Origin of the sequence: Cohnella cellulosilytica, assembly GCF_042431195.1 — a bacterium.
Lineage (GTDB): Bacteria > Bacillota > Bacilli > Paenibacillales > Paenibacillaceae > Cohnella > Cohnella cellulosilytica.
In genome coordinates this window covers 38,535-65,243 of sequence record NZ_JBHMDN010000048.1, presented here as the reverse complement: position 1 = coordinate 65,243, position 26,709 = coordinate 38,535, and the positions used below count along the sequence as shown (strand labels likewise).

The window sequence follows — 26,709 nt, the reverse complement described above, 5'->3', positions numbered from 1 at the left end:
ACCTAATCTCGTGTCCACAACGCCGGCTTGCACACGTTCGCTTCCTTGCGCCTAGCGGCAAGCCACTCATCGAAGAGAATTCGTTCGATTCTCGCCTTGGTGTCGCCGTTCAATTCCGCCGGGTATACCTCTTCGACCTTGATCACGTAAAATTTCTTTTCGATTTCGAGAGGCCCGGCTATCGTTCCGGGAGCCGCCCCGAACGCTTGCGCTTCGATCGCCTTCGGCAACTGAGCTCTCTCCTTGCGGCCGATATACCCTCCGGCAAGCCTGGATGACTCGTCGATGGAGTAGGCGCGGACCAGCGTGTAAAAGGGTTCTTCCTCCAATGCCTTGAACCGCAGCTCGCGTGCAAGCCCACGCTCGTTCACGACAATCTGCGAGAGAGCAACCGCCTCGAAAAGGGACCGATACTCCGTAAAGTATCGCTCTGCCTTGCCGGCCGTCACATGTTGGCGGACTCGCTCCTTCAACGCGTTCATCCGGGCGAATTCGGCAAGATCGGCCATCGAAAGCGCGCGCTCCGTCAGCCAATCAGCTACCTCGGAAGCTTGATAAAGTCCATTCATGACTCTCCAGTCGTTGACCGCCTCCTGGATCTCTTCCTGGCCGACCGCAATACCGTTTTCTTCCGCGAATGAGGCGACGAGCGCATGCGAAATGTAATTGTCAATCGCCCCGAAGCTTCCCTGCATGACGGCGGAACGCAGAACGTTCGCTAACGAGTAGCTTCGTTCATCAATTTGAAGAGCCACGACTTGATCGAGTGACATCGTGCATACTCCTTTATGGTTCTATATAAAAGCGCGGGAGTCGCTCCCGCGCCGTTCTTGCGTTAGATGAATCTTCCGCCAGCCACGTTCTTCGCTTCTTCTTCGGTCAGCTTCTTCGGCAAGTCGTCCAGTTTGATCTCTTGAGCCTCATTCGCTTCCACGGATTCCTTGGTCGCGTCCATCTTCTTTTGCTCCGCCATTTCCGTCACCTCCTCTTGAACCCCATTTGCCGGAGGAATCTATCTTCAACCAGCATTACTTTCAGTGTAGCAAAGCCGAATAAAAGAATTATGAAAGAAAAGGGCGCTTCATGCGGAAGAACCGCGTAGAACCGAGACCTCGCGGGTTTTAGCAAACTATCAAATTTTTTTAGTAAATCGTCGGAACCATTCCGCCGTCCATACGAATTGGCGAGCCTTTGAATGGTGCTGGATACAAATAAGTTTACCCCCTCAGTGAGGCATACTTGCTCGATCGCATGAACTCGCGATGAGCTTCCTGAATCGCGTTCGTCCGCATCAGCAGCTCTTCGGAACCCCCATGCTTCAGCTGGCCGGCAATCTGCATCAGCTTAAACGTGTTGTAATAGTTCGCATCCGCTTTGCTGCGGCTATGCTGCAGTGCGTCCTCATACGCTTGGCGCTCCATCGAGAAGCTCATTGCTTGACCATATAGATTGGGATCATGTCGCTGTAAGTAGTCCATTTCGTCGGCGCGCAGCTTCTTGCCCAGCATGAGGATATTTCGAATAGATGCCAAACGCGACTGATCCTTCGTCGCGCGTGCGTCCTTGCCTTGCTGCATCGCTTTGAAATAATCACTGGCCGACATCACGGATTTTACATTCACGCCATTTCCCCCACTATATGAAACTTAAAGAAAACTTTAAGTGCGCGCCTGCAACGCGCCTCTGGCAACCAGCATATATCCTGTGCCTCGAATCGTAACGATTCTCTCGGGATTGGCAGGGTCAACCTCGATTTTCTTGCGTAAATTGCTGATGTGTACAGCGACCGTTCTTGTATCCTCCAGACTCTCCGTTCCCCAGATGAGTTGAAACAACGCATCGACACTGACGACACGATTGACGTTTTGCGCCATATAGGACAGCAGACCGAATTCTTTTTTCGATAAAAAGATCGTTTCACTCCCCATAATGACGGACTGTGCGTAATAATCCAGCGTTAATCCCGGCAACTCCAGCAATTGTTCCCTTCTGCCCGACGACACTCTGCGAAGATGCGCCTTGATCTTGGCCATAAGTACCCCGGGACTAAACGGCTTGGTTACATAATCGTCGCCGCCATCGGACAATGCGCTGATTTTCACCTCGTCTTCCTCACGGCTGCTCAGGAACACGATCGGCGCATTCGTGTAGCTGCGTGCGTTCCTGCACCAATCTATTCCGTTTTCATTAGCCAGCAGGACATCCAGTACAATCAAATCCGGCTCAAAAGACTTAAGTAGCTTCATGGCTTCTGTCCCGTTGTGGCAATAGGAAGATCGGAAGCCCTCCCGTTCGCAATACACCTGAACAATCTCGCAGATATGGGAATCATCATCGACAATCATAATTTTATGCGTTTCCATCACACCGTCGCCTTTCTTCAGTGTCCTTCGCCCGTATCGATTTTTCTCCTATTTTATCATGGTAGATGAAACCGCTTGTGAATTACAAAGAAAACTTTAAGTGCGCCTGCCACACTTGAAGCGGCATACAAGGAAGCGAGACATAGAAGATCGACCCCGTCTTGCCGTCGCTCTCCGCTCGAACCGTTCCTCCGTGCGCTTGCACGATTTCCCTGCAAATTGCCAGCCCGAGCCCGCTTCCCTCTACGCCCTTCTCGCCCGGCTGATCAACCCTGTAATTGCGATCGAAGATTTGCTCGAGCTGCTCCGGCGGAATCCCCATGCCTGAGTCCTGCACGCTAATAATCGCATAGCGGGTAAGATTCACCTCATCCACAGCCAGCGCAATACGCACCACCCCGCCCTTTGGGGTAAACTTCATGGCGTTCGACACCAGATTGAACAACGCCTGCTCGAGTCTTTGCACATCCATCACGATAACAGGCGAATTAGATCCTTGATCTTCCTCATCTCTGTAATCCAGCCTGAAATCCAGACCTGCGTCACGCACAACCAGCTCATATTGTTCATAGAATCGTCGCAAGAAGTGTACCGCATGAACCGGCTCCATGCGGTACGAGACTTGTCCCGTCTCCAAATGCGACAAGAAGCTCAATTCCTCGATCATCCGGTTAATCCTTATCGTGTTATCCCGGATGTACTTCAGGTATTGATCATTGCGTTCCGGTTTGACTCTGTCCTGCACAGCCTCGACATACCCCAGCATGCTGGACAGCGGCATGCGCAAATCATGCGTAATATAGGCAAGGAGCTTCTTCCTCCCTTGCTCGGATTGAAGCAACTGGTCATACGATAAGCGGAGATCGTCATGAGCGGCGGATAAGGCCTGTGTGCGTTCCAGCACGGTCCGTTCCAAATTCATATTCATTTCGGTCAGCTTGTTGTTGGCGTCCTGCAGCTCGCGCGCAATCCTCTCCTCGTTCGCTGCCGCCCTCGTAAATCTGGAAGAAAGCAGCATCATCTGTGCGATCGTAAACACCAGCAGACCCAGCGGAGAAGTATTTCCGATTCGCGACCATTCGTTGTAATATAAAAAGTCGTTGATCACCGTCACTAAAGCAACCACCGACACCAGCAGGAAGACCAGCGCTCCTTCCACACGCCGCGCAGCCGCATGGACCAGCCCAACCATCAGATAAACCATATGAAGGACAACGATCACACCGATTATCGGCAGCATTTGGGTATAGATAATGGCAGGGGTCGCCACAACAACGATACATAATGCGCCGGTTACGATCCGCGTGCCAAGACGGAACCAACGCGACACGTAATTCGGAAAGATGCAATCAGAGTACATCGTGATGATATACCCGCCGCTGCACAGAATCAGGTACTCGATCTTGAACTGCAATTCCCACGGAAAAGTTGGCCACCATTGTGTGAGCAATAGCTCGCCGACCAGCAACGAGCGGATACCGAACATTAGGGTGAACAGGCCAAAGAACAAGGGCGCCCTGTCTTTGCGCCGCAGGGCGAACAACAGCAGGTGATATACGCCAATGATCAGCAGGCTTGCGGTGACGAACATTTCAGCGGCGATGTTCAGATGAGTCCTTACCGTTAACGCATCGCTGCCGCCCAACTCGATAGGCTTAGTGATGCCGCCTCGATGATGATGGAAATTGGCGATTTGCATAACCAGCTCCACCCTGTCATTCTCGGGCTGAAAGAACACCAGTTTCGTTGCCAATTGCGGCGTTACGCTGCTCTTGTCCCGACCAACCGCGCCGACTTCCGCCAGCAGCTCGCCATTCACCCATAATTTATAGGCATGAAAGAGGGTAGGCAGCCGCAGCGCAAGCCGCTCATTCCGATCCTGTTCGCTAAGTTTTATGACTACCCGAAAGGTGGCATAACCTGTACCGCTCAGCCGCTGGTCATCTAACCGATAGCCTAGCCAGGAGTTAGGGATGCTGATCCAGCGATCATGATTTCCGTCCCTTGACAAGCGATTCTGTATGTCCTCAGGCGACAGCAGTTCTTGCCAGTAGAACGCCCACTCCCCTTTTAACTTTAGCGGATGCTCACGGACATGAACCTGCGTTAAATCCAGAATGCCTTCTTTACTTTCGATCTTAGGGGAATTCGGTGCAGGCATGACGATATAGCTTGCAACCAAACCGACAGCAACGGCAGCAGCGATATAAAGCAAGACCGTACGAGAACCGGAGCGGAGAATGCTCCTCATAATGAAATCGACCCCAATCTACAGGATGCGCGATACGTAAGTTGATTCCATGATAACATCATTAAAGGAAAATGTGCCCTGCAAATCTGTGCGGGGCGTAGAATACAACGATCACGCTGAGGTCCTTTTAGTTCTGGCCCATGCCGGGCTCACAGCGGAACAGCCTGCTCCGATGGGGGCAGGCTGCTCTGTTGATTAAAATCCGTTTAAGGTTAATGCAGGCTCGGATCATACTTCATCACGGTCAATTTACTTGTCGTTGTGATACCTTCTTTATAGCTCACATAAAGGTTATCGTTGCTGTCTATGGAGAGATTTAAGTAACTAATGTTAGCAGCCGAGATGCCTGCATACTCCACGACGTTCCAACTGTTATTCTCATACTTCCTCACAGTCACCCTTTTATCGTGATCCGTATCTACATACGCGACATACGGCGTGCCCTCGCTGTCAAAGGCGATTTGAATGTCGGGAGCCCCGGATGTCTCATACGAGATTCCAGTCGCGCCTACAGGTTGCCAGGAAGAGTCCATATACTTCGCCACGACCACCTCGTTACTAGATTTACTCTTATAAACCACATAAGGTACGCCATCCGGACTAAGCGTGAAGGATGCATCCGCATTATTCGTTGCCGAGAGTTCCGTATTGGGAACGGCAGACCACTGCATGCTGCCGTCGTATGTCCTCAACGATGTTTTGCTTATATAATCCGGCAAGCTGTACCACATGTGGAATAGATAAGGGGTGCCGCCTGGGTTAAACGCAAGGACAGAATAGTTAGCATTAGCCCAGTTCGTATTGTGCACACTCTCCCATTGATTGTCTTTGTATCTCTTCACATACAAGTATCTAATATTGTTGCCTTGTTCGAGATAAGACAGATAAAGATTGTCATCCTCGTCAAAGGCAATGGAAGCATCGTACCCGAAATACTCTTGCGCAAACAGCTCCATGGATTCCCAAGCGCCCTGATTATACTTCATCACGATGTGTTTATACGCTCCATCGAGATTGGCCATATAAGCCACATAAAGCCGATCGTTGCTGTCAATGGCGAGCGTAACAGAAATCGAATTATTCCACGCTTTATTGAAGGCAGTCAGGTTGCCGACGGGCTGCCAGGCGTCATCCTCGTATTTCATCACGATGATATCATTATTCCACGTCACATAAGCGCTATAGGGAGTTCCGCTGTTGTCGAATACGATATTGGAGTGTTTTTGCGCTCCCGCTGCCAGCGCATCGCCAAGTGTCAGCCACGATGTCATCGTCCATTTCGCGTACAGGGTCATATCTACGTTCACCGCTGTCGAGAAGTCATAGACGGTTGTCAACGCGGGATCGCTGTACCAGCCGTCGAACCGATAACCGATCCACTTCGGCGCAGCAGGCGCCACAGCTTGTTCGCCAGGAATTACCGCCTGGCTCGCTACGGCTGGACCGCCGTTGCTGTCGAAGCTCACCGTGTAGCTGTCAAATGACCACTTCGCGTACAACGTGAGGTCAGCAATCACCTGTCTCTCCGTGAAGAGATATGCTTCATCCAGTGCCTCGTCGCTGTACCAACCGATGAACGTATAACCGTCCTTCGTCGGTGCGGCAGGCGCTGCAGCATTGCCGCCCTGTTCCACATGCTGGTCATCCACCGGCGATCCGCCGTTGCTGTTAAAGCTCACCGTGTAGACGGCGGTCCATTTCGCATACAGCGTGAGATTGGCGCTCACCCCCGTCGAGAAGTTATAGGCTGTGGTCAGACCCGCGTTGCTGTACCAACCGGCGAACATATGTCCGTTCCTCGTCGGCGCGGCAGGAAGCGAAGCGTTGCCGTTATATTCCACCGTCTGGCTGGCCACCGCTGATCCGCCGTTGCTGTTGAAGCTCACCGTGTAGCTGTTAATCGTCCACTTCGCATACAGCAGCAGATTTTCCGTCACACCTTCCGTGAAACCGTAAGGGCTCGTCAATCCGCTGTCGCTGTACCAGCCGTCGAACGTATATCCTGCCCGTACCGGAGCGCCAGGAGCAGCAGCCACGCCGCCTTCGCTCACCGTCAGTTCGGTTACCGCCGATCCCCCGTTGCTCTCGAAAGCTACCGTATAGGTGATCGGCACATAAACCGTCCACTTCGCATACAGCGTAAGGTCCGTCGTCACCACCTCTTTAGTGAAGTCGTACGGGTTCATCCGTTCAAGGTCACTGTACCAACCGCTGAACACATAGCCTTCCTTCGTCGGCGCGTCAGGCGCCGCCGCTCTATCTCCTTCATTCACCGTCTGATCCGCCACTGCCGATCCCTCGTCACTGTTGAAGCTCACCGTGAAGCTGCGCAGCCACTTCGCATACAACGTGAAGTCTTCCGTCACCTGTGTCGCGAAATCGTAGGCGCTCGTCAGCCCGCTGTCGCTGTACCAGCCGCCGAACACCAGATCGTCCTTTGTCGGTTCATCCGGTGCGCTTGCCTGGAAGCCATAGCCTACCGTCTGATCCGCCACCGCCGATCCGCCGTTGCTATTGAAGCTCACCGTATTGGCGTTCAGCGTCCACTGAGCGGTAAACTCGACATCGCGCGCGGGCATCGTTGTCGGAGGAGCAGGCGACCATCCTGTGAATGCATGCCCCTGCCAGATCGGGGCGGCAAGGCGTGACTGCATCGTTGCCCCAAACGGTACGTTAACAATCTCGGTCGCTTTGCCGGAACCATTGTAATTGAGCGTCATGGCGTAGCTATTGCGCTTGTAGTACAGCTTCAGCACCGTTGTTCCTTTACCCGCGATCGGAGCCTCCAGCGCAGTCCCCGGAACGCTGCCGTCGAACGTAAAGCCTTCGTAGGACTTGGTCGGATTTATCAGATTCGCCACCGTATCGGTTGTCCCGCGATAAGATTCCGTATCCGCAACCGTATAGGTGTCGCTTCCGATATTTTGCAGCAAGTACACGACCTGGTAAGGCGTGTCCTCTCTCGGCGTCCACATCGCAGTATAGGCGGTGTCCGAAGCCGGCATCTCGCTTGGAATCTCCGGCGACCAGCCGGCGAACGTATACCCCTGTCTTGTCGGCACCGGTATGCGAGCGGAAATAGTCTTTCCGACAGCTTCCGTTAATGAGCTTCCAGGCGCACCTGCATAAGCCCAATCGAAGGTCATCGTTCGATTCATCGGGTAGTAATCCACCCTGACGACCGTCGAGCCGTCTCCCTTGATCGTCACACCGCTTAATGTACCCGTCGCATAGCCTCGGTCCTTGAACCTGTCGGAGCTGATCCGAATCTCCGTGCCGGTTGTACCGGTCAAAGTCTCCGTAGCGGCAGGCGCCGTCGATGTCTTGGTGTTCGGGTCGATCAAATAATGCCGAACGGTATACGGCGTATCCGTGTTCGGAATCCAATGCGCGTAGAGATTCCAGTCCGAGGCAGGCATACGGCTCGGAATGGTCGCCTTCGTACCGCCGGAGTCTGTCCAGTACCAGCCGTCAAAGGTGTAGCCCGGATAGACCGGGTTGTTCAAGCTGATCTCCGCGTTATACGGAGCGGCAACAATCTCGGTCATACCGCCATTCTGCGGATGCAGTTGGAATATATAATCGCCCACTCTGGCCAACCAATTCAACGGAATCCTGCGCGTGAGCGAATCTGACGAATACGACAGCGGCGCCCCCTTCCAGGTGATGACCAGATTGCCCTCGCTCACCTGAATATCCTTGTTCACCACTTCGATCGTCCCTTTATCCGCTCTATACCTGAAATTCCTGTTGTCCACCTGGATATCGAATCTCGAGCGGTCATACACCTGGGTATTCATCTCGCCAGTCTTCAAATCAAACGTACTCATCGTGAGCAGCGTCTGCGGCACAGAGATGGATGACGCGGAACCCGCCAAGTTCACTGTCGGCGCATCCTCCTGCGAATAGGCAAAGTCGACAACATGCTGTTGTTCCCCTACCGTGTACAGCGGCCATGTATTCTCGTACACCGGTATGCTGGCCGAGAGCAATCCATCGCCCAATTGTGCGCCTATCGCGCTCTCCAGATAGATGCCAATCTCAACCAACAGAGCGCCTAAAGACCGGGAGGTCTGCTTCCCATTCAGCTGCTTCACCTGATAGTAGAAGTATCCCCATAGATTCACATAAGCGCCGGGCTCTACGGATAACCCGATGCTATTCAGCTTGACGCTTCCAACCCCTGCTTTGAGCTCCAGAAGAATGCCCGCCCGCAACCCGAGCGTCCCCATGACATAGAACGTGAATTGATAATTGCCGTCGCCCGGCAAGCTTACGGTGCTGCTCGATCCTGTGAAACCAAGCACGTGAAGGGTAGCCGAGTAGCGCTTGGCCGTCGTATAGTTGAAATCCGCCCCGATCGTCAGGTTCACATTGGCTTTGACAACGAACTCTGCCGTAAAGTTGACTTCAACCATACCAAGCGCCACGCGCATGCTCTTGTCGACGAGCTCTTTCTTGATTAACGGAACCCAATCCGTCTCGTTCTCCATCATCTCTTGGTACTGCGCTCTCAGCGACGCTTCATCGACGCCGGTATCTTGCACGCCATCGATTAACGCTTGAATCTCGGTTGCGATATCCCGCACCTGACCTAGTTTGCCGCCAGTATACGCTTTATCCCAGTCGTCCAACGCTTCCTGCAGCTTATCGTGTTCGACGGTGGCGATCTTCGCCGTAACGTTGATCCCGGTATAGCTGTAGGCATCCAGATTCGCGGTGACACGGAAATCACTCGGGTAGGGAATGCAAAGAAACCAGACGCATGCCTCTCCCCATTCCGTCTCTCCATTTACGCCTAACCCCAAGCTTATCTCCTCAAGGAATGTACCGGTCATATGGATGACGAGGTCGCTCTCTTCATGGACACGTATGACAATATCGGCTCCCACTTGAAGCGAGGCACTTACACCGGAGGTTTGGCCGTCAATATTGTGCAGCGTTGTGCCGAGTGACGCGACGACGGTCAGATTCTCCACACTGACATCGCTCTCGTCTGCCGATAGCATATTCACTTCCATATGTGTCTTGAGAGCATCCGTCTTCATAGCCAGATCGGACAGATAGTCCGCGGCTTGAACGACGAATCCGCTAACTGTCGCCTGCTGTTCAATCTGATCCTCGAGCTTCGCAATATCCTCCTTCGACAGCAGCTGCTCGCCGTCAATCGCTTGCTGCTGATAGATGTCGAAGACATGCTCGATATCTTCCTCTGTAGCATCGGTATACGTAATGATATCCCTCTCCGCGTCGGGCGCAATCGACGTAATGCGTCCATAACCAACCAGTTGGGAGCCTGCATCCGTTAGTTCACCCTCATAGAAAGCGATAAAATCGCCCACATCAACGGTGGTGAGTTCACTCAAGCCTAGTGGCGCATACTGGCTGTCGCTGTAGTTCATTACGGCGCGCTCTACCGTGATAGAGTGGTTGTCCGGGTCGCCATCCGCGTCCGCGTCTACGCTCACAGGCAGAACATCCGGCCTGAACAGCACCTGCTTGGCATCCGCGTGATCATAGGTGTAGGTGCTGCCGTCAATCTCCGTAATCTGCACATAGGCGATAGCGCCATCGGCGGCGCCAGTTGTGTCCACCGTACGCAGATCGGGGCGAATCCCTTCGTAGATGGCGACGGTATCGCCGACTTGAATCGCTTCGCTTCCGGTATACGTGAACGTTCCGCTGCTCGCATTCGCCGCAGCGAGACCCGTATCGCTGTCGCCCACCGTCGTCGTGACCACCGGGATCGCGGGCGAATTTACATCCGCACCATTCAGCATCATATCCGCGACTTCTGCGAAGGGCAGATAGATCATATTCGGATTCAACGGGATGTTCATGACTTCTTGTTTGGCGACGCTGAACACATAGATGCTCGTCGTCGCGTCTTGACCTTGGAAAGACAGCTTGTCGTCCGTTAACGTCAACTGATAGGTATTGCCTTCGACGAACTTGCCGTCTTCGGCTGCGGACGCTACCGTGAAGCGACCGTCCCCGCCGGTAACGGCAATCCCCGCGAAGTCGGGATTCGAGGTGTCCTCAAACGTCATACGATCTTGCACCTCAGATGCCGTCAGACTGCCGGTCGCATCCTGAACATCGATCGTGAAGCCCGGCGCGACATCCATCTTAGAATAGCTGGGAATGCTCTGTACCGCATTACTAATGTTATCGATATACTTGGCATACAGCCTCGTATCCGCGGCAATGGTACTGCCATTCGCAAAGATAAGCGATAATTCGCTGTCCCTGAACCAACCTTGGAAGATATACCCGTCTTTTACCGGGGCAGGCAGCTTACTTAACACTTCCCCTTGCCGTACCGTCCGGGCGTCGAACGTCGTGCCTCCGTTGCTCTCGAACGTAAGCGTATATTCGATTCCCGTTCCGCCTCCGCCGCTTCCGCCTCCGCCACCGGATCCTCCGGTCGATCCGCCGCCGCTGTTGCCGCCGGCTCCGGATGTCGGCATCGGTGTCGGTGTCGGCTCTGCCGTCTCTTGATTCTGATTTTGCCATGCCTCCACAATCGCGTTATTGCGCATGAAGAGAACAGCCGCTTCCGCGCGGGACGCTTGGGCATGAGGATTGAAATTGCCATTGCTATCCCCGACGAACAATCCTGCTTGCCACAGCTTCACGACCGCGTCAGCCGCCCAGGAGGAGACCTTCGCGAGATCGCTCGGTTTCGTCGTTAACGGGTTGCTTGTCTGATAGGGAATCTGATAGCTTTCAAAATATCGCAAAGTCATCGTCGCCATCTGCTCCCGGGTTACGGTTGCATCCGGAGAAAAATTCCGCTTGCTCGTGCCGGAGGTAACCCCCTGCTTAACCGCCCACGCGACATAGGGCGCATACCAAATGCCCGCCGGCACATCGGCAAAGCTCGAGGCGGAATACTCGCTTACATTCACGCCGGCCATTCTTCCTAGCGCCGTCACATACATGGCGCGCGTCATCGTTCCCTTGGGCGAGAAGGAGCTCCCGCCCGTCCCGCTAAATATACCATTCTTCCGGACATAGACAGCCGCATCGTAGTACCAGTCCGTTGGTTTCACATCCTGGAACCCGCTTGGCTCGGCCGCTGCCGCCTGCTGCACCGACAGCTCGGGCGCCATCGCCTGCTGTACCGGCAATTCGGCCGCTGACGCTTGCTGCATCGGCAGTGCGGTCACGATCATGCTGACAATCAGCATCCACGCCAGAATCCGTGAGGTCAACTTCCACTCCCGTTTCGTTGCCTTCTTCACACTTATTCATCCCTTCTCGTAGCTGTTATGAACCTCTAATAGCAATGAAAAATTTTCTCGTTGAAAAACTAGGTGTGAATCTTCATTCTATATACCAGCGAAGCTATTCTATCATGGTAGATTCGTTCATCTATGAAACCTAAAGAAAACTTTAAACTCACACTTGGATGCGACTTACAATATTCCAGCGCAGCGATCATCTCTCGGTACGCCTTGGCTTACTTATGGGACAGCCCCGCACTCCACAAACTTGTCACTATACCTTAACTGAATCTAAACGGCAGGAAGAGAATTAAGCTGATTTTTATCGATCCGTTTAGGGTCCGTTTAACTTACGTTGGTAGAATTGAAAAGAAGGAACCCGATCAAGCATCCGACTGAAAGGAGAATGTTGTATTTGGAAAAAGAGGGAATTAGGATGAAAAAACGAACTGAGCGAAGATTGCGGACCGTGCCAGGAGAAGTGCCGTACCATCGGGTACTCGTCAGCGATAAGCCTCACATTGGACGTGACATACTCGCGCTTGTGCTTCTCGTAGGCGGATTGTTTTTCTTTAGTTTGCTGTCCCCTATAATTGGAGGCGTAATCGATACCCATATCTTCGGGCGGGCTAATCCCATGTCCGGGGGAACGGACTTCACCCCGGTTTACGTGGCCAGCAATTTTATTGGGGTCGCTACACTTATCCCGTGGAGCATGCTGATACAGCGCTGGCTTTACGGCGTGAAGGGGGCCACGCTGCATTCGGTGCGCTCGGTCTTCCGTCTATCCGTGTTCGGTCGTGCCATGCTGATTATTCTTCCCATCTGGACGATCTACATGGTCTTCTTCAACTGGTACTCGTCGTACAACACCATGGAGTTTCGAGTCAGCGATTTACTTGCTATCTTCGCTGTGAGCGTATTGCTGGCGCCGCTCCAAAGCGCGGGCGAGGAGTATGGCTTTCGGGGACTGGTATTCCGGATTGCCTCGAATTGGGCCCGTGGTCCGAAAACGTCACTTATCGTCGGCATCGTTGTATCCAGCGTGTTATTCGCCCTTACGCATATGTCGACCGACCCGTGGTATAACCTGTATTACTTAGTTCTCGGCGTTGCCTTTGCCCTGATCACCTGGCGAACAGGCGGGCTGGAGCACGCGATTGTTATCCATGCCGTAAACAATACGCTTGCCTACATCTTCGTTATCCTTCTGCGCGTCGATTATTTGACTGCCATAGATCGTTCGGCCGGAATGGGGTCCAAAATCATGCTTATGCCCTGTGCGGCGCTTGTGCTCGTCACCCTTATAATATGGCTCGGTACCCGTCGCGCCGGTCCTGAACGGACTCCTCAGAACAGGTCTTCTATCAAGAAAGAATCGGCATAATAAGAGAATCGGGAGAACGACATGCGGCGAACGTCACTGTCGTACTCCCGATTCCCGACGGAGCCCCTCCCAATGACTCAGCAGGGCAACATGATCTCAACTTTCGTGCCCTGCCCTACTTTGGAATATACCTGAATTTCACCGCCGTGCGCCTCCACGATAGTTTTGGCAATGCTCATTCCGAGCCCGGAGCCAATCGTCGACTCTTCCGTATTCGTCCCCCGGTAGTAGCGATTGAACAAATGCTGCAATGTTTCCTCGTCCATCCCTTTGCCGTTATCAACGATGCGTATGCATGCTTTGCCGTTCATCCTGCTGACAGAGACGGTAACGATTGCTCCCGGCGGGTTATGCTTCACAGCGTTGGACAGCAAGTTGTCCATCAGCCTCTGCAGCCAGGTCTCATCTGCCTTTATCGGTAGGAGACGCTCCTCCCCAACGTAGTGAAACGGATACTGAGACATGTTCGTATCGTTGACGTACTTCAGCACAGAACGACGCACCAGCTCAACCAAGTCTATTTCTCGAAGATCCATGGCCGGATCTCCCTGATTCAGCTGATGAATGAGGGAAAAGTCGGAGATCAGCTCCAGCATATAATCCCCTTTTTCCCGAATCGAAGCTCCCATGATCCGCAACTCCTCGGAGCTCCATTGCCCGGGCAAGCTCTCCAGCATATACCCATATCCTTGAATTGTGGCCAGGGGAGTGCGCAGGTCATGGGAAATCCCCGACATCCACTCCGTTTGAGCCTTTTCCAGCCTCTCGCGTTCCTTTTCGGTTTGTGCCAATTGACGGGTCATCTGATAGAAGGATTCAATCACTTCTTTATAGAGTTTGTAGCGGGTTCGCAGCGTACCGCTGCGGCGGAATACCTTCCGCTTGTCTTTGGCGGTCAGCACTTCGTCATATTGGCCCATACGCATCCGTTCGAACCAGCCCGCGAACAGAATCAGCGGCTGACCGTATCGGTAGCCATGCCATACGGAGACCGGAACCGCCAAGAGCAGAATTAAGCCTGCAAACCATACGAGACTACGCGTTGTCGAATCCAACGCCGGATGCTTCAGAGGACCTCCCTCTGCATAGGGCGTGTAGAGAATCCAAGTCATTCCGCTCAGTGTATCCCGATGGGAGACAATGTTCGTGTCATAGTTGCCGGGCGATTGCCGGATGGCCAAGATATCCAATGGGCGATACGCCTTTTGCGCGTATGCTTCATCGCCGATGCCATATACGGTCCGTCCCTCCGGGTCGATCACCTGCAGATAGCTGCCGGTTTCGCGCAGCCGCCGGTCCAGGGGGGTAATCGCCTCGCTTCGTACTATCCCCTGCTGTCCGTAAGCGTCAAACCAGGTCATAAGCTGGTCAAGGTCAGGGCTAGGGTAGCCTAGCATGAAGAGATACGTTCTGTTAAAGGTGAAATTCATCTGAGTGTACACGTCATACTTATCGAGCGTCCGTGTTTCTTGAATATCCAGCAGTTCGGCGATGGTGTAGGAGGACGGCAGTGCAGGATACGAAGTTGTATTAATGGCATAGATCACCGCTCCTTCTGCATCGACGATCTGCATCCACATGCCTTTCTCTTCGATGAGATTGACCCACTTTGGGGAGAGGCGAATCGCTCCGTTCTTTGAATCGGCTTCTTGAGCAATCAACTGGAGGGCGCCAGTCGGAAAATTCCGGCGTATCTCATTATTCTTCATATTCTGAAAGTACAGGATGCAAGCAACCAGAGTAAGGGCTAAAATCAGCAGAGAGTAGAAAATCAATTGATAGGTAAAGTGGAGGGCCATGCGTTGTTGTATCTTCATCACTCCTGCGACTCCTTCGCCAGCTTGTAGCCGAGCCCGCGTACGGTAAGCAGCAGCTTCGGATTTCCAGGATCGACCTCGATCCGCTCCCGAATACGCCGGATATGCACCATCACGGTGGAGTCATCGCCCTGTCCGTTGATTCCCCAAACCTTGTCGTAGAGCTGTTCTTTGGAAAATACAATTCCGGGATGCTTGCAGAAGTGCACGAGCAGTTGGAAGACCTGTGCGGGGCAAGGGACCGGTTGTCCCTCCACGATCAGCTCGCCCTCCGCCTCATTGACGGTAAAGCGGCCGAATCGGTACTCCCCCGAACTGGAAAGCTTCACCGGACTGGCTGTGGAAGCTTTCTCCCCCATACGGCGGATGCGCGCTTGAATTCTTGCGGCCACCTCCAGGGGATTGAAGGGCTTCGTGATATAATCGTCTCCGCCCATGGCGAAGCCTTGCAGGACGTCGAGATCGGAAGCTTTGGCCGTCAAAAATAAAATATACGGATTCCCGAATTTGCGGAGCCTGGAGCAGAGTTCCAGTCCGCTGCCATCCGGGAGCATAATGTCGAGCAGAATAATATCGGGAGCAACCCGCGCAGCCAAATCAAGTGCTTCTGCACAAGTGGAAGCCGCGTACAAGCGGTGGAATCCTTCCCTTCGGAGCACCATTTGCAGCATTGTGACGATTGAGCGCTCGTCTTCGACGATTGCGATTGTAATATCGGTTAGACTTGTCATCCTATCCCCCCTTATTCAGGGTAGCACACTCGCTTTAACAGAACCTAAACGGAGGGAATCGACTTAAACTGTTGTTTATCTTTGTTTCCACAAAGCTGTTGTCCAGTGTTGAAGTTAGTTTCATTTTGGGGAAGGATTCCCAGGCTTCATGTCCGAATTAACGAAGGGGCTTGACAGAACGGTTACTCACCTTCACATATTAATGAATCTCAACAGATTTCACTGAGGATTCTTCTTGAATTAATGTAAGAAACTGATCTATATTCTGAGAACCCGCCAGTTTAATCAGAACTTCAATCCTAATTTCCGACACTTCTTCTGATAATTGTTTAGCAATAAAGCTGATGATGGATATATTTTTTTCGTGAAATAGTAACTTTATACGAGCAACTGCATCTTTTTCGTCTTTCAGGTAAAGAGTCAATTGTTCTGTCTTTGGGGAAACAAACCTGGTTATCTTTCCGTGAAGTAAAATCTGTGCCAACAATATAAGGATCGTTACACCGCCTCCAACCACATATAGGCCTGCTCCGACAGCCATCCCTGTCCCAGCCGTTGCCCAAATGCCCGCTGCCGTTGTTAGACCTTTTACCGTTTGTTTTTGCATAAATATCATACCGGCGCCAAGAAATCCCACCCCGGTTACAACTTGCGCCGCAATACGCGAGGGATCCAGGACCAATTTATCCCAATCAGATTGATCCTGAAAAGCATATTTTGAAATCACCATCATCAGGGAAGCACCGACAGCCACAACAAAATGAGTTCTGGTTCCTGCTTCTTTCAAGCGACTTTTACGTTCATAACCAATTAATGCACCGCACAATCCTGCAATTAAAATCCGCAACAAATATTCAAATTCCATAAAATCCCTCCTGGGGACTAAAATTAAATAAAACAATAATACCTCTTTTTCTTCGGTTGGTAAATGGCCTTATCATTGGAGCGCGCCACGCTCGAACCGGCGGTAGAACAGCCAGAAACATTGTGTTTTGCTTACATTTTATTTAAATTCATCACCATTGAATGCAGCAAGAGAAAGAATAAACAACGTAGATATTAATACAAATATCCCCATGCAAAAGTAAGACGATCTTTTTTGGGCACTCGGCGAGAGGGTGATTCCCCAACTGATTAGAAACGCCCATAGCCCGTTACTGAAATGAAACACTGCGGCCAATACGCCAATTACGTAAAGGATGAAGAAAGTGGGATTTGATACAATATGATGCATCGTTGAACCCAATTCGTCATGGTTAATGTTGCCCATGTAAACTTGAAAACGGATTTGATAGAAGTGCCAAAATACAAATATAAATGTTAGAATTCCGGTAATGCGTTGTAGCGTAAATGTCCAGTTACGTTCATACGAATATCGTCTCGAATTCAGTTTCGACTGATACGCCATGTATAAACCATAAATCCCGTGAAACAAAACCGGGAGATAAATGCCGCAAATTTCAAGAATAGGTAAAAGGGGCAGGCTATTGATGAAATGTACCCCTTTCGAGAACCCTTCCGGTCCACGCTCAAAGGACTGAAAGTTGGCTATGCTGTGCAAAAGAATGAACCCTCCGAGCGGTATGACCCCGAACAGTGAATGCAATTTGCGCCAGTAGTAAGAATTTTTTTCCATTATTGAATTCCCTCAAGTCGAGCGCCTCACGCAAGACAAACACCGCCCGTTCTGCGGGGGACAACTTCTCCAGCAGAACCAGCGTCGCATAGGACAGCAACTCGTCGCGTACAACAAAATCGAGCGGCTCTTCCTCTGAAGTTGGGATCGGCTCGGGGAGCCACTCTCCGACATAGCGCTCTCGCTGTCTGCGAGCCGATTTGTACAGGTCACGGCAACGATTGACGACCATTTTGCACAAATAAGCCTTCGGCTCCTCGATCAAACCGGCCGGACTTACGTCGCAAACCTTTAGAAAGACGTCCTGCACGGCGTCTTCCGCATCTGACCAAATCCCCGTCATCTGGTAAGCCAATGTAAGCAAAAGCGGTTTGTTTTGTTTGTATAGCTTTTCTATATTCGCCACCCCGTTTCCGGTTTCATCCACATTATTTCGACAACAAGCTTGCTGTATCCCAAGTATATTTTTTGATTTTCCAGCCGAGTTTACCTGTGACGATAATATCGAGCCCCCATTTGTTCACCCAGGTTAATCCTTTGTCGGGACCAAGACCGATGCTGAACGATCTCATATAGCTTTCATGCACCGGTGCCCGATGCCCTTCAAGATCCGCCAGCATGATTTTGGCAAGTCTTGCCGCCTGGGGAATCGCTTCCTTGCACGTCTTGCCATCTATATGTCCGTTGCCCGGATCCACGATTCTGGCACAGTCGCCGATGCTATACACGCTTGTCATACCCGCTACCCGGTAACTGGCATCAACATGTGCATATCCTTCCGATGTTATCGGTAAGCCGATCGTGTGAAGCATGGGATTGGGTTGTAGCCCGAGCGTCCAGATGCACAGACCAACTGGCCGCTTTTCACCGTTTGATAACCATAATACCCCGTCTTTTTCCTTGATCACGCGTATTTCGTGCATAATGTTGATTCCAATGTCCTGGAGAAGATGTTCCAACTTCATCCCGACCTTGGCGGGACCGTCAAGAAAAAGCCGTTGGTGCGCATTGTACAAATCGATTTGTATCGCTTGCGAATCAAGTCCCATCCGCTCCGCATCCTTACGGGCGTAGTAGGCCAACTCCGCAGCAGTTTCCATCCCGCTGATGCCTGCTCCCGCAATCGCGATGCGCATCAAGCGTTCGCGTTCTTTGGGTTTGTTTTCCACAACAGCCTGCTTTAGATTGGCAAGCCATACGTTCCGAATCCTTTGCGCATTTTCCAGCGAAGTGAGCGCAATCCCGCCCTGTTCCTGATCTGGCTGTCGGATCACACTGCCCGCTGCTACAACGAGCATATCGTAGTTCATCTCAAGCTCTGTCCCCGCGGCATTCTGATACACCAGTTTCTTCTCAGCCGCATTGATGTTCGAGACGTTCGCCTGCACCAAATCAACGCCGTCCGGAAACAGCTTGGTTAGCGGGATTCGAATTTCTTCATTCGTGACAGCTGGTCTGAACATTAACACTTTACGCAGATGAAAAGAGTTTCTGTCAATCAAGACGAGTCGCAGGGGATGTTTATTTACCTGATCTTTGAACAGCTTGCGAATTTCCTTCACAGCATGAATTCCCGCGTACCCGGCACCGATGACAACACAAGTCGTTGTTTTCATCAGAGTCACTCCTTCTGTTTGATTGCATATAGAACGAAATAGAGGGATTAAATGTGACGCGGAACGGAGACAATCAGAGAAAAATCCAGACTGCTGATAGTCGATTTCATTCTTCACTGGGCAGGGTCTCCTTAGAATCCCGTATTGCACCTGCAGCAACACAATAAAATGAGCCGCCTTGTTCAAGGCGGCTCCATTCGATCCTATTAAAAGCTTGTAAAGCTTGTCGTGATCATAAACTTCTAAATAGCCGTAAAAGCGCCATCGACAACAAAATCCGCTCCTGTTGTAAATGGACTTGCATCCCCTGCAAGATACACGGCAATCGCCTGCAATTCATCGGGCCGTCCTATTCTGCCAAGCGGAGACACGCTTTCCCATTGCTGGATCAACGGCTTCAAATCCGGGGATTGCAGCGTTAACTCCGTACCGATGTAACCCGGACTGATCGTATTGACGCGCACACCGTACTTGGCCCACTCAATCGCCAACGATTTGCTTAACTGCACCACTCCCGCTTTAGACGCGTTATAAGAAGCTTGCGGTTGAGGATAGTTGACAATATGGGCAGACATCGAAGCCGTGTTAATGATGGAGCCGCTCCCTTGCCGAAGCATGACCTTGCCGGCCGCTTGGGAAGTGAGAAATACTCCTGTCAGATTAATGTCGATCACCTTCTGCCACTGCTGCAAGGTCATCTCGGCGGCAGGGATGTTTATACAAATCCCCGCATTATTAAATGCGATATCAATTCTTCCAAAGCCCGCCAGGATGTCCTCGATCATCTGATTGACATCATCGGGATTGGCCACATCCGTCCGGATCGCCAAAGTTTTGACGCCAAGCCGTTCGGAGATTTCCGCAGCTGTTTTTTGCGCTTCGACAAGATCCAAGTCAACAATTGCTACATCGGCTCCCGCTTCAGCCAGTGCAGTGGCGATGCTTTTACCAATACCGCGCGCTCCTCCGCTTACATAAGCCTTCTTGCCATTCAATCTGAACTTTTCAATGATTCCCATATAGGTTCACTTCCTAAAATTAGTTTTGCAAAACTACTTTCTAAAACTAAAATAACTGTAAGCGATTACTTCCTGTATGTCAAGTGTTCTCAAATGCCTCTTTAGTTACGCCGAAATAACGGTATACTGTAACAAGAAGCGTCTCTGGACTTCTTCAAGAATGGACGTTATCCCGTTTTCACAAAAAGCTTATCGGTAATGGAGTTGAGCCCGATGAACGAATTTCCGGAAACAGATATTAAAAAAACGAATTTATCCAATATGTTTCAACTGATTTATTTGTCCGAGAAAGAGCACCGGATCAAGCTGTCAAAAGACGATATCTCTCGCAAATTAAATCTCAGCTTGCCTACGATAACGAGGAATCTAAGGGAATTATTAGCCCGGAACCTCATTATTGATGATACGAAGCTGTCCTCAAAAGGCGGAAGAAAAGCCATTGCCTACTCGCTTAATGCCTCGGCACGGTATGCAATCGGTGTGGAAATCCTTAAGCAATCTGTCACTATTCTTTCAGTGGATTTGTTGGGAGATACGACTAACCGGATAAAATTAAACCTGCTCTATCAAAATACAGATGCCTACTATGTAAAGCTCGCCGAACATATGAAGCAGTTTATTGCAGACAGTAGGATTGAGCCTCAGCGTATTCAGGGAATCGGTATAGGCATTCAAGGCTTAATTTCGCATGATGGTTCTACTGTGCTATACGGCAAGATTCTCAACTGCACTGGACTTACCATTGAGAGGATATCGCAGCATTTGGATTATCCATGCCGGTTCTTCCATGATGCAGATTGCGTGGCTGCTGCAGAGCAGTGGAAGCGGCCGGATTTGCAGGATGCGATGATTCTGTCCGTAGGCGAACATTTAGGAGGAGCGCTCCTCATCAATGGACTGCCTTATCATGGAATCAACGGCAGAAGCGGGACCATTGAACATACCATCATTAATCCCAACGGCCGCGAATGCTATTGTGGAAAAAAGGGGTGCGTGGAGGCCTACTGTTCTTTGAGTGCGCTTGAAGCAGCTTTTGGCGGAGAAGTTGAGGAGCTCATGATTTCTATGCAAAAAGGGGATACAAAAGCTGTTCAGCTATGGAACTCATACCTGGATTATCTTGCACTGGCCATCAATAATTTTCACATGATCTTAAACACCCAGATTATTATCGGTGGAAGCATTCTTAATTATCTTGCCGAGAGCCACCTCGACCGGATCAACGAATTGGTGAAGGCCCACAGCGCTTTTCCTGAAGAGGAGAGTAATATCAGCTTAGGCAGCCTGACCAAGGATGCGGTAGCCATAGGAGCGGCATTGTCCTTCATGAAGGAATTTGTAAATTCGATTTAAGTATTGTTCCTCGACCGGCGCGGCAAATCCATCGATGGAATTGCGCTCAGCCGTTGATCCGGTTGCCAGATACACTGGCTGAGCGCTCGCGAGCGTCAGCATCGGAGTTCGTCGTCATGAGGCTTCCTCCGATCTTGCAGCGATGGCCTCATCTTCTCAGGATATCAATTCTTCCATTTTAAACAAAGATCGAAATGCTAAACCGGCATTTTCCAGATTGGTTCTTCCCGCTACTTCTCTTTCGATAACGCATAAAACATCCTTAACTTTAGCACCGTACTTTTTTAAATCCTCCGCACTGAGCAGGATTTGCCCTCCAGTTGTAACCACATCCTCAATCATGCAGACCCTCTTACCTTCAATATCCATTCCTTCAGCGAGTTTGCACGTTCCATACTCTTTTGCCTTTTTCCTTACGAAAACAACGGGTATGCCCGTCTTTAACGACAGTGCTGTTGCTATTGGAATACCACCCATTTCTAATCCGGCTAATATTTCCGTATCCTCGGGGATTAGCGGGGCGAGCTGTTCGGCCACTTCCGCCAACAATACTGGATTAGATTCGAATAAATATTTATCAAAATATTGATCGGAAGTTTTACCCGATCTTAACTTGAATACTCCGGTGAGATGTGAAGTATCGTATATTTCTTTAGCCAACTTCTGCCTGTCCAAATGCGATCCCTCTCCTTAAATCCGCAATATTATTCCAAAATTTAGAATACCAATTCAACTTGGTTATGTCCATCAAAAACCTAGACCTATTCCAATTAGAATAAAAGAAGCTGTCCCGGAAGGTTCGCTCGACCTCCGAAACAGCCTCTTCCTGCCGTCAGATCATGGAATATTTACACATCTAGTGCGTCTCCTCCTGCTCCGCAAACGGATCGAACATCAGCGCAATCGCCAGCCTCGCTCCGTCGCGCATCCCCTGTAAATATAATCGTTCATTCTCTAGACCTCGGCAGTAATGATGCTTGTCCTCCCATTCTATAAATCCAGGACATTGTGTTACATCCCTCCCGGAAAACATCGCCTTAAAAGCACTCTTCTCCTCTTCCCGGTACTTACTCAGCTCCGGATGAAACTGAATTCGAGCGGATACATCATCAAGGCGTTCCTGGATCGCGCTTTGAAACCATGACGGAAATTCCATGACCTCATCTCTCCCCACAAACGAGCTTATCGATCCCCTTGCCCCTTCTTGACCATTCTTTGAATATAAAATCGGGTAATTAGCTCGTCGACCCTTCGGCTCTGCGCCAGAACTGTTTCATTCGCTGAAAGCGGAATTCCCTTCGCCAGCGATTCCTGGCCAAGTTCGTTTAGCTTCGTCTTTTCCTTTTCGTAATTGTGCATCAGCTCTTTCATCGGTTTGCCCCACTTTCCGCAAATCATAAGGCCAAGCGAATGAAGGAATTCCACACCAAATTGCAAACATTCGTTTTGACATCATCCGGAACAGCCTATCCCGATTGAAAGAGTAATTTAGGCTTTTATCGGATTAGGAATCGTCGCAATTGAAAAACACTGGTGTTTCGTTTATGCACTACTTGATAAGGAATCAGTCATCAACCCTTAAAACTATAATAAATAATACGTTTAAAACTCATTATAGTCAACTTTAAACTTCCCCATAATAGGAGTTAAGAGCTCTTTATACTTGTTTGGGAAGGAGTCTGTCATGAATACTTACGACAAAAAGAAGGTGGGAGAACGTATTCGGACAAGACGCAAGGCACTGAATATTTCTCAAGAAGAATTTGCCGAGCGGATTGGCCGAGTTCCTAAATTTTGTGCCGACATTGAACGCGGTCAAGCCGGTATGTCCATTGAAACCATGCTCAGCATCTGCACCTTCCTCAAACTATCTCCTAACGAATTACTTTTAGGCCTGGACACAATCACCACAACATACAATGAAACAGATTTAATTATATCCGCCCTCAACCAATGCACAGATAAGCAGCGAAAGGATGCCTTGGCTCTCTTGAAGCTGTTTTTAACTGCGATTCGATAATACCCCCCAACGATCTTCTTCGCGGGTCTAAATTTTAGGACTTCACTTCAATTCATAAACGAAATCACAATACTTTAGCGTGGATTCTCGATGGGATGCAATAATAACCGTCTGATTCTTTAATCGGGTCACCGCCTTCATCACTTCCTCTTCCAGATATTCGTCCAATGCAGAGGTTCCCTCGTCCAACACCAAGATATCCGGAGAATCGTACACCGCCCGCGCCAGACCGACTCGTTGGCATTGTCCCCCGGAAAGGAAGCTTCCGTTCTCGCCAATTCGGGTATCTTCACCCTGACTTAACCCTGCAATCAGATCTGCGATTTGCGCTACCGCTATCGCATGCTTCAGTTTGTCTCGATCCTCGCTTCGGAAGAAAACAATATTTTCCTTCAGAGTCGCATTCAACAAAAATACTTTTTGCGGAAGGTATCCGCAGCGAAGCCTGATCTCGCCGGGTTGTTCCGCCGCTCCTTCTTCGTGTTCCACATAGAGATTTCCCTCGTTCGGCACAAGCAGGCCCGTCAGCAGATTTAACAGCGTACTTTTGCCTATTCCGGAGGGACCCTTTAGACCGACGATCGCTCCGTAAGGAATCTCTAAGTTTATTTTCTTTAAGACTTCTTTCCCATCCTCATAGGAAAAAGACAGATCACGGCATACCATTTTGCTCTCCCGATGAAACCTGCCTGTCGTCCGTCCATCCTTGTCTGGTTCATTTGCGGAAGGCAACTGGCTTTTTGGGTCTACCTTGAGTATCCCTTGAATTTTCTCGTAAAATCCGCCGTCCATTCGATCCAACACAGAGGCATTCGCATACATGGAAGATAAATAACCATTTATTCGGGTAATGCCCGGCATGACTCGAATTAAAATCATCGCCAAAACTGCAATTTTCGACATCACAACTTCGGCCGAGCCCTGTGTTGCAAAGGTGGCGACAAATGCGAGCAGCATACAAGCCACCGTAATCAATTCAATCAGATATCGGGGCAATGTGGAATAAGCCGCGAGCTTGACTTCCAATGCTGCGTTCTCATCAATATGCTTTTCGTAGAGCTGCTCCACCGCTTCTTTGGCATGATAAAGCTTAACTTCCTTGATCCCGTTTATCGCCTCTCTGGTAACTGCACTCATGCGGTCAAAGCTGTGATTGGAACGTTTGCCGGCCACTCGCACGCTATTAAAAATATACCGCTGGAACAGGATCATGATAAGCGCATACACCAAAATCATAGCCGCCGATATCTGGATATCCAGAATACACATGTAAGCCAACAGCATGATAATAATCGTCATTTCTGCAAAAAATTCCAGCATATTCTGGATGCTGATGAAGATGGAACCCGTATATTTGTTGATATTATTAATCAAAACCGACGAATCTTCATCCGTGAAAGCTTGATAATCTTGTTCAAGGTATAAGCGCAACAAGGCCTTGCTTGTATCCCTATAATTGCTAACGATATATTTGCGCTTTATAATGCCTAACCCATATAAATAAAGGCTTTTTACTAGAAAACCGAGCAATATCATTCCCGCAAAAAAAGCGACTTTGCTTATACGCTCATTGTCCCCATCCAGAATGGCAGAAACGAAGGGGAAAATAAGTGAAATGCTGGCGGTCTCCAATCCTGCGCCGATCACATAGAAAAAGACAAGTACACGAAATTGAAATTTTCGCTTTGGACCGAACAGGTTCCATAGGGTATGTATATTCGCTCCGAGTGATTTATTCATGGCAGGCCGTCTGCGTCAAGATTCCCGTCTTCATTCTTTGCCCGTTCCCTTTCTGACCCTCATGACCGTAGTTTGCATTAATTTCTTCTTCGATGCGGCAGTCATATTTTCGACTTCCTGACGATAATACGCTTGATCACATTCACAATAAGGCAAAATACTTAAGTAAAGCTGCTTAACCTCTTCTATCCTTTTCATCGTCTCCGTGAAACTACGCTTCTGACTGGAATGGCCGCTGCTCCTCCGGCAATAGACATGCAATTCCTCTTCCAGATAAGCGCATTGGCTTCTGCTCGCGACGGGAAGCAGAATCTGCAGATTTTGTTCCACATTGGATACAGGAATATGGCGATCCGGATAACAGGCAAACAAAGCTTCTGTTCGCACCATGAATCGGCCCGCAAGCTCCAGAACGCGCTCACGGAACAAATCGTCAAATATATCCGATATAAAGGGTTGATTTTCTCTTTCTCTATAGGTAATCGGGTTTTCTGTCTCATCCTGGATCACGCCGTTGCTGCGTACGATATGGAGTTCGGGATGAGCAAGAAGACACTCCGCCTTCTTCTCCACACTGTCGTTCGTCCAGTAGTCATCCGCATCGCACCAAGTTAACAGTTCACCGCGCACCCTCCGAAGGGCCAGATTTACGGCAGCCGCTTGTCCGGCATGGTTCTGGGATAACACTTGCACAGCTATCCCTTTCTCTTTCAAAGTCGCCGCTCTCTCGGTAAGAACCGCTAATGAATCATCGGTAGACCCATCATCCACTAAAATAAGTTCCAGAGGCGCATAGGTTTGATTTTCCACGGAATCCAAATAGGCGGTTAGATAAGGCATGGCATTATAGACTGGCGTTATGATGGATACTAACGGTTTCAACGCTTCAACATCCTTTCTCTTAAAATCGCCGCATAATTCTTCATTTCTTCTTCGCGCTTCAACCGTCCAGTATTGGTCATATGAAGGCGTCGCTTTAAGGTAATTTGATTGATTTCCCGAACTGCGGCTCCCGTTTCCTTCAACTTCATCATCCAGGCTACCGTTTCTCCGCTTGAAAGATTCTCATCGAAGTATCCGCTCCGCTCAAAAACCGATTTTTTGATCAGCGCACATCCCGGCAAAACGCCGCCATAACCGGCTTCCCTTACCTTCAGCCGCCTCTGTTGTTCATCCGATAGCTCAGGCGAAACAAAATCCGTTGCCTTACCATATACAACCTCACAATCGGCATCTTCCTTCATGGCAGCAAACAGGTGTTCCAAAGCATCCGGAGACAAAACATCATCCGCATCCATAAAAAAGATATAATTCCCGCTGGCCATCTGGAGTCCGACATTCCTTGCCTTTGCTGCACCGCCATGCTCCACCGAGATCACGAGATCGCCGCAACGCTGGGCTAGGGCGAGGGAATGATCCTCTGAATGATCATCCACAATAATGATCTCCCGCTCTCCATTCCAGGTTTGGTTCCGTATCGATTCCACCGCTTCTTCCAAATAATCTCCAGCATTGTATAAAGGCATGATAATAGACAGCTTCACTGG

The 26,709-nt window shown here is 50.2% G+C and carries 21 protein-coding genes and 1 pseudogene; 3 read left to right on the top strand and 19 right to left on the bottom strand.

Features of this window, described 5'->3' with window-relative positions; genetic code table 11:
* Positions 1-2 precede the first annotated feature (2 nt).
* The 6 genes from ACFFT4_RS27370 to ACFFT4_RS27345 form a co-directional block, all read right to left on the bottom strand.
* A complete protein-coding gene (locus ACFFT4_RS27370) occupies positions 3-773 on the bottom strand; it encodes a peptidylprolyl isomerase (RefSeq protein ID WP_378052236.1) in 771 nt (256 codons plus the stop codon).
* Between the two features lie 62 nt (positions 774-835).
* Entirely contained in the window at positions 836-973 is a 138-nt protein-coding gene (locus ACFFT4_RS27365; protein ID WP_378052235.1) for a hypothetical protein, read from the bottom strand.
* A gap of 244 nt (positions 974-1,217) precedes the next feature.
* Positions 1,218-1,622 carry a hypothetical protein gene (locus ACFFT4_RS27360; RefSeq protein WP_378052234.1) on the bottom strand — a complete coding sequence of 135 codons (405 nt, stop codon included), beginning with the start codon at positions 1,620-1,622 and terminating at the stop codon, positions 1,218-1,220.
* Between the two features lie 36 nt (positions 1,623-1,658).
* Complete coding sequence (locus tag ACFFT4_RS27355) at positions 1,659-2,363, bottom strand: winged helix-turn-helix domain-containing protein (protein ID WP_378052233.1); 705 nt, start codon at positions 2,361-2,363, stop codon at positions 1,659-1,661.
* An 82-nt stretch (positions 2,364-2,445) separates the two neighbouring features.
* Positions 2,446-4,614, bottom strand: a complete 2,169-nt coding sequence (locus ACFFT4_RS27350) for an ATP-binding protein (RefSeq protein WP_378052232.1) — start codon at positions 4,612-4,614, stop codon at positions 2,446-2,448.
* Between the two features lie 212 nt (positions 4,615-4,826).
* Positions 4,827-11,861 carry an InlB B-repeat-containing protein gene (locus tag ACFFT4_RS27345; RefSeq protein ID WP_378052231.1) on the bottom strand — a complete coding sequence of 2,345 codons (7,035 nt, stop codon included), beginning with the start codon at positions 11,859-11,861 and terminating at the stop codon, positions 4,827-4,829.
* A gap of 619 nt (positions 11,862-12,480) precedes the next feature.
* Between ACFFT4_RS27345 and ACFFT4_RS27340 the strand changes: the two genes are divergently transcribed.
* Complete coding sequence (locus ACFFT4_RS27340) at positions 12,481-13,230, top strand: CPBP family intramembrane glutamic endopeptidase (protein ID WP_378052230.1); 750 nt, start codon at positions 12,481-12,483, stop codon at positions 13,228-13,230.
* Between the two features lie 77 nt (positions 13,231-13,307).
* Here the strand turns inward: ACFFT4_RS27340 and ACFFT4_RS27335 are convergent, their stop codons facing one another.
* The 7 genes and pseudogenes from ACFFT4_RS27335 to ACFFT4_RS27305 all read right to left on the bottom strand — a co-directional run bounded on the left by ACFFT4_RS27335 (position 13,308) and on the right by ACFFT4_RS27305 (position 20,049).
* Positions 13,308-15,047 (bottom strand): HAMP domain-containing sensor histidine kinase, encoded by a 1,740-nt coding sequence (locus ACFFT4_RS27335; RefSeq protein WP_378052229.1) that lies wholly within the window; start codon positions 15,045-15,047, stop codon positions 13,308-13,310.
* Positions 15,047-15,778, bottom strand: a complete 732-nt coding sequence (locus ACFFT4_RS27330; protein WP_378052228.1) for a response regulator transcription factor — start codon at positions 15,776-15,778, stop codon at positions 15,047-15,049. The genes ACFFT4_RS27335 and ACFFT4_RS27330 overlap by 1 nt, the downstream gene beginning before the upstream one ends.
* A gap of 199 nt (positions 15,779-15,977) precedes the next feature.
* Positions 15,978-16,643, bottom strand: coding sequence for an MgtC/SapB family protein (locus ACFFT4_RS27325; RefSeq protein WP_378052227.1), 666 nt, complete (start codon positions 16,641-16,643; stop codon positions 15,978-15,980).
* A 138-nt stretch (positions 16,644-16,781) separates the two neighbouring features.
* A complete protein-coding gene (locus ACFFT4_RS27320) occupies positions 16,782-17,414 on the bottom strand; it encodes a succinate dehydrogenase cytochrome b558 subunit (protein ID WP_378052226.1) in 633 nt (210 codons plus the stop codon).
* Between the two features lie 19 nt (positions 17,415-17,433).
* Positions 17,434-17,811: pseudogene (locus tag ACFFT4_RS27315) on the bottom strand (sigma-70 family RNA polymerase sigma factor); the annotation flags it as partial.
* Positions 17,812-17,842: 31 nt separating this feature from the next.
* The gene (locus ACFFT4_RS27310) at positions 17,843-19,030 is read right to left on the bottom strand and encodes an NAD(P)/FAD-dependent oxidoreductase (protein WP_378052225.1); all 1,188 of its coding nucleotides are present in this window, start codon (positions 19,028-19,030) and stop codon (positions 17,843-17,845) included.
* A gap of 242 nt (positions 19,031-19,272) precedes the next feature.
* Positions 19,273-20,049 carry an SDR family oxidoreductase gene (locus tag ACFFT4_RS27305; RefSeq protein ID WP_378052224.1) on the bottom strand — a complete coding sequence of 259 codons (777 nt, stop codon included), beginning with the start codon at positions 20,047-20,049 and terminating at the stop codon, positions 19,273-19,275.
* A 213-nt stretch (positions 20,050-20,262) separates the two neighbouring features.
* On the opposite strand from ACFFT4_RS27305, the gene ACFFT4_RS27300 reads away from it, so the two are divergent.
* The gene (locus ACFFT4_RS27300; RefSeq protein WP_378052223.1) at positions 20,263-21,402 is read left to right on the top strand and encodes an ROK family transcriptional regulator; all 1,140 of its coding nucleotides are present in this window, start codon (positions 20,263-20,265) and stop codon (positions 21,400-21,402) included.
* Between the two features lie 156 nt (positions 21,403-21,558).
* Here ACFFT4_RS27300 and pyrE read toward each other — a convergent pair whose 3' ends face one another.
* The 3 genes from pyrE to ACFFT4_RS27285 all read right to left on the bottom strand — a co-directional run bounded on the left by pyrE (position 21,559) and on the right by ACFFT4_RS27285 (position 22,773).
* The gene (pyrE, locus tag ACFFT4_RS27295; RefSeq protein ID WP_378052222.1) at positions 21,559-22,077 is read right to left on the bottom strand and encodes an orotate phosphoribosyltransferase; all 519 of its coding nucleotides are present in this window, start codon (positions 22,075-22,077) and stop codon (positions 21,559-21,561) included.
* Between the two features lie 181 nt (positions 22,078-22,258).
* On the bottom strand, positions 22,259-22,558 hold the full coding sequence (locus ACFFT4_RS27290; protein ID WP_378052221.1) for a hypothetical protein: 300 nt from the start codon (positions 22,556-22,558) through the stop codon (positions 22,259-22,261).
* Between the two features lie 26 nt (positions 22,559-22,584).
* Positions 22,585-22,773: an aspartyl-phosphate phosphatase Spo0E family protein gene (locus ACFFT4_RS27285; RefSeq protein WP_378052220.1), complete on the bottom strand. Its 189-nt coding sequence runs from the start codon at positions 22,771-22,773 to the stop codon at positions 22,585-22,587.
* Positions 22,774-23,086: 313 nt separating this feature from the next.
* Between ACFFT4_RS27285 and ACFFT4_RS27280 the strand changes: the two genes are divergently transcribed.
* On the top strand, positions 23,087-23,422 hold the full coding sequence (locus ACFFT4_RS27280) for a helix-turn-helix domain-containing protein (RefSeq protein WP_378052219.1): 336 nt from the start codon (positions 23,087-23,089) through the stop codon (positions 23,420-23,422).
* A gap of 42 nt (positions 23,423-23,464) precedes the next feature.
* On the opposite strand, the gene ACFFT4_RS27275 is transcribed toward ACFFT4_RS27280, so the two are convergent.
* Genes ACFFT4_RS27275 through ACFFT4_RS27265 form a run of 3 tightly spaced genes read right to left on the bottom strand, consistent with a single transcriptional unit; the run spans position 23,465 to position 26,706 of the window.
* Positions 23,465-25,162, bottom strand: a complete 1,698-nt coding sequence (locus ACFFT4_RS27275; protein ID WP_378052218.1) for an ATP-binding cassette domain-containing protein — start codon at positions 25,160-25,162, stop codon at positions 23,465-23,467.
* A 30-nt stretch (positions 25,163-25,192) separates the two neighbouring features.
* On the bottom strand, positions 25,193-26,044 hold the full coding sequence (locus ACFFT4_RS27270; RefSeq protein ID WP_378052216.1) for a glycosyltransferase family 2 protein: 852 nt from the start codon (positions 26,042-26,044) through the stop codon (positions 25,193-25,195).
* Positions 26,041-26,706 carry a glycosyltransferase family 2 protein gene (locus tag ACFFT4_RS27265; RefSeq protein ID WP_378052215.1) on the bottom strand — a complete coding sequence of 222 codons (666 nt, stop codon included), beginning with the start codon at positions 26,704-26,706 and terminating at the stop codon, positions 26,041-26,043. The genes ACFFT4_RS27270 and ACFFT4_RS27265 overlap by 4 nt, the downstream gene beginning before the upstream one ends.
* Positions 26,707-26,709: the final 3 nt, after the last annotated feature.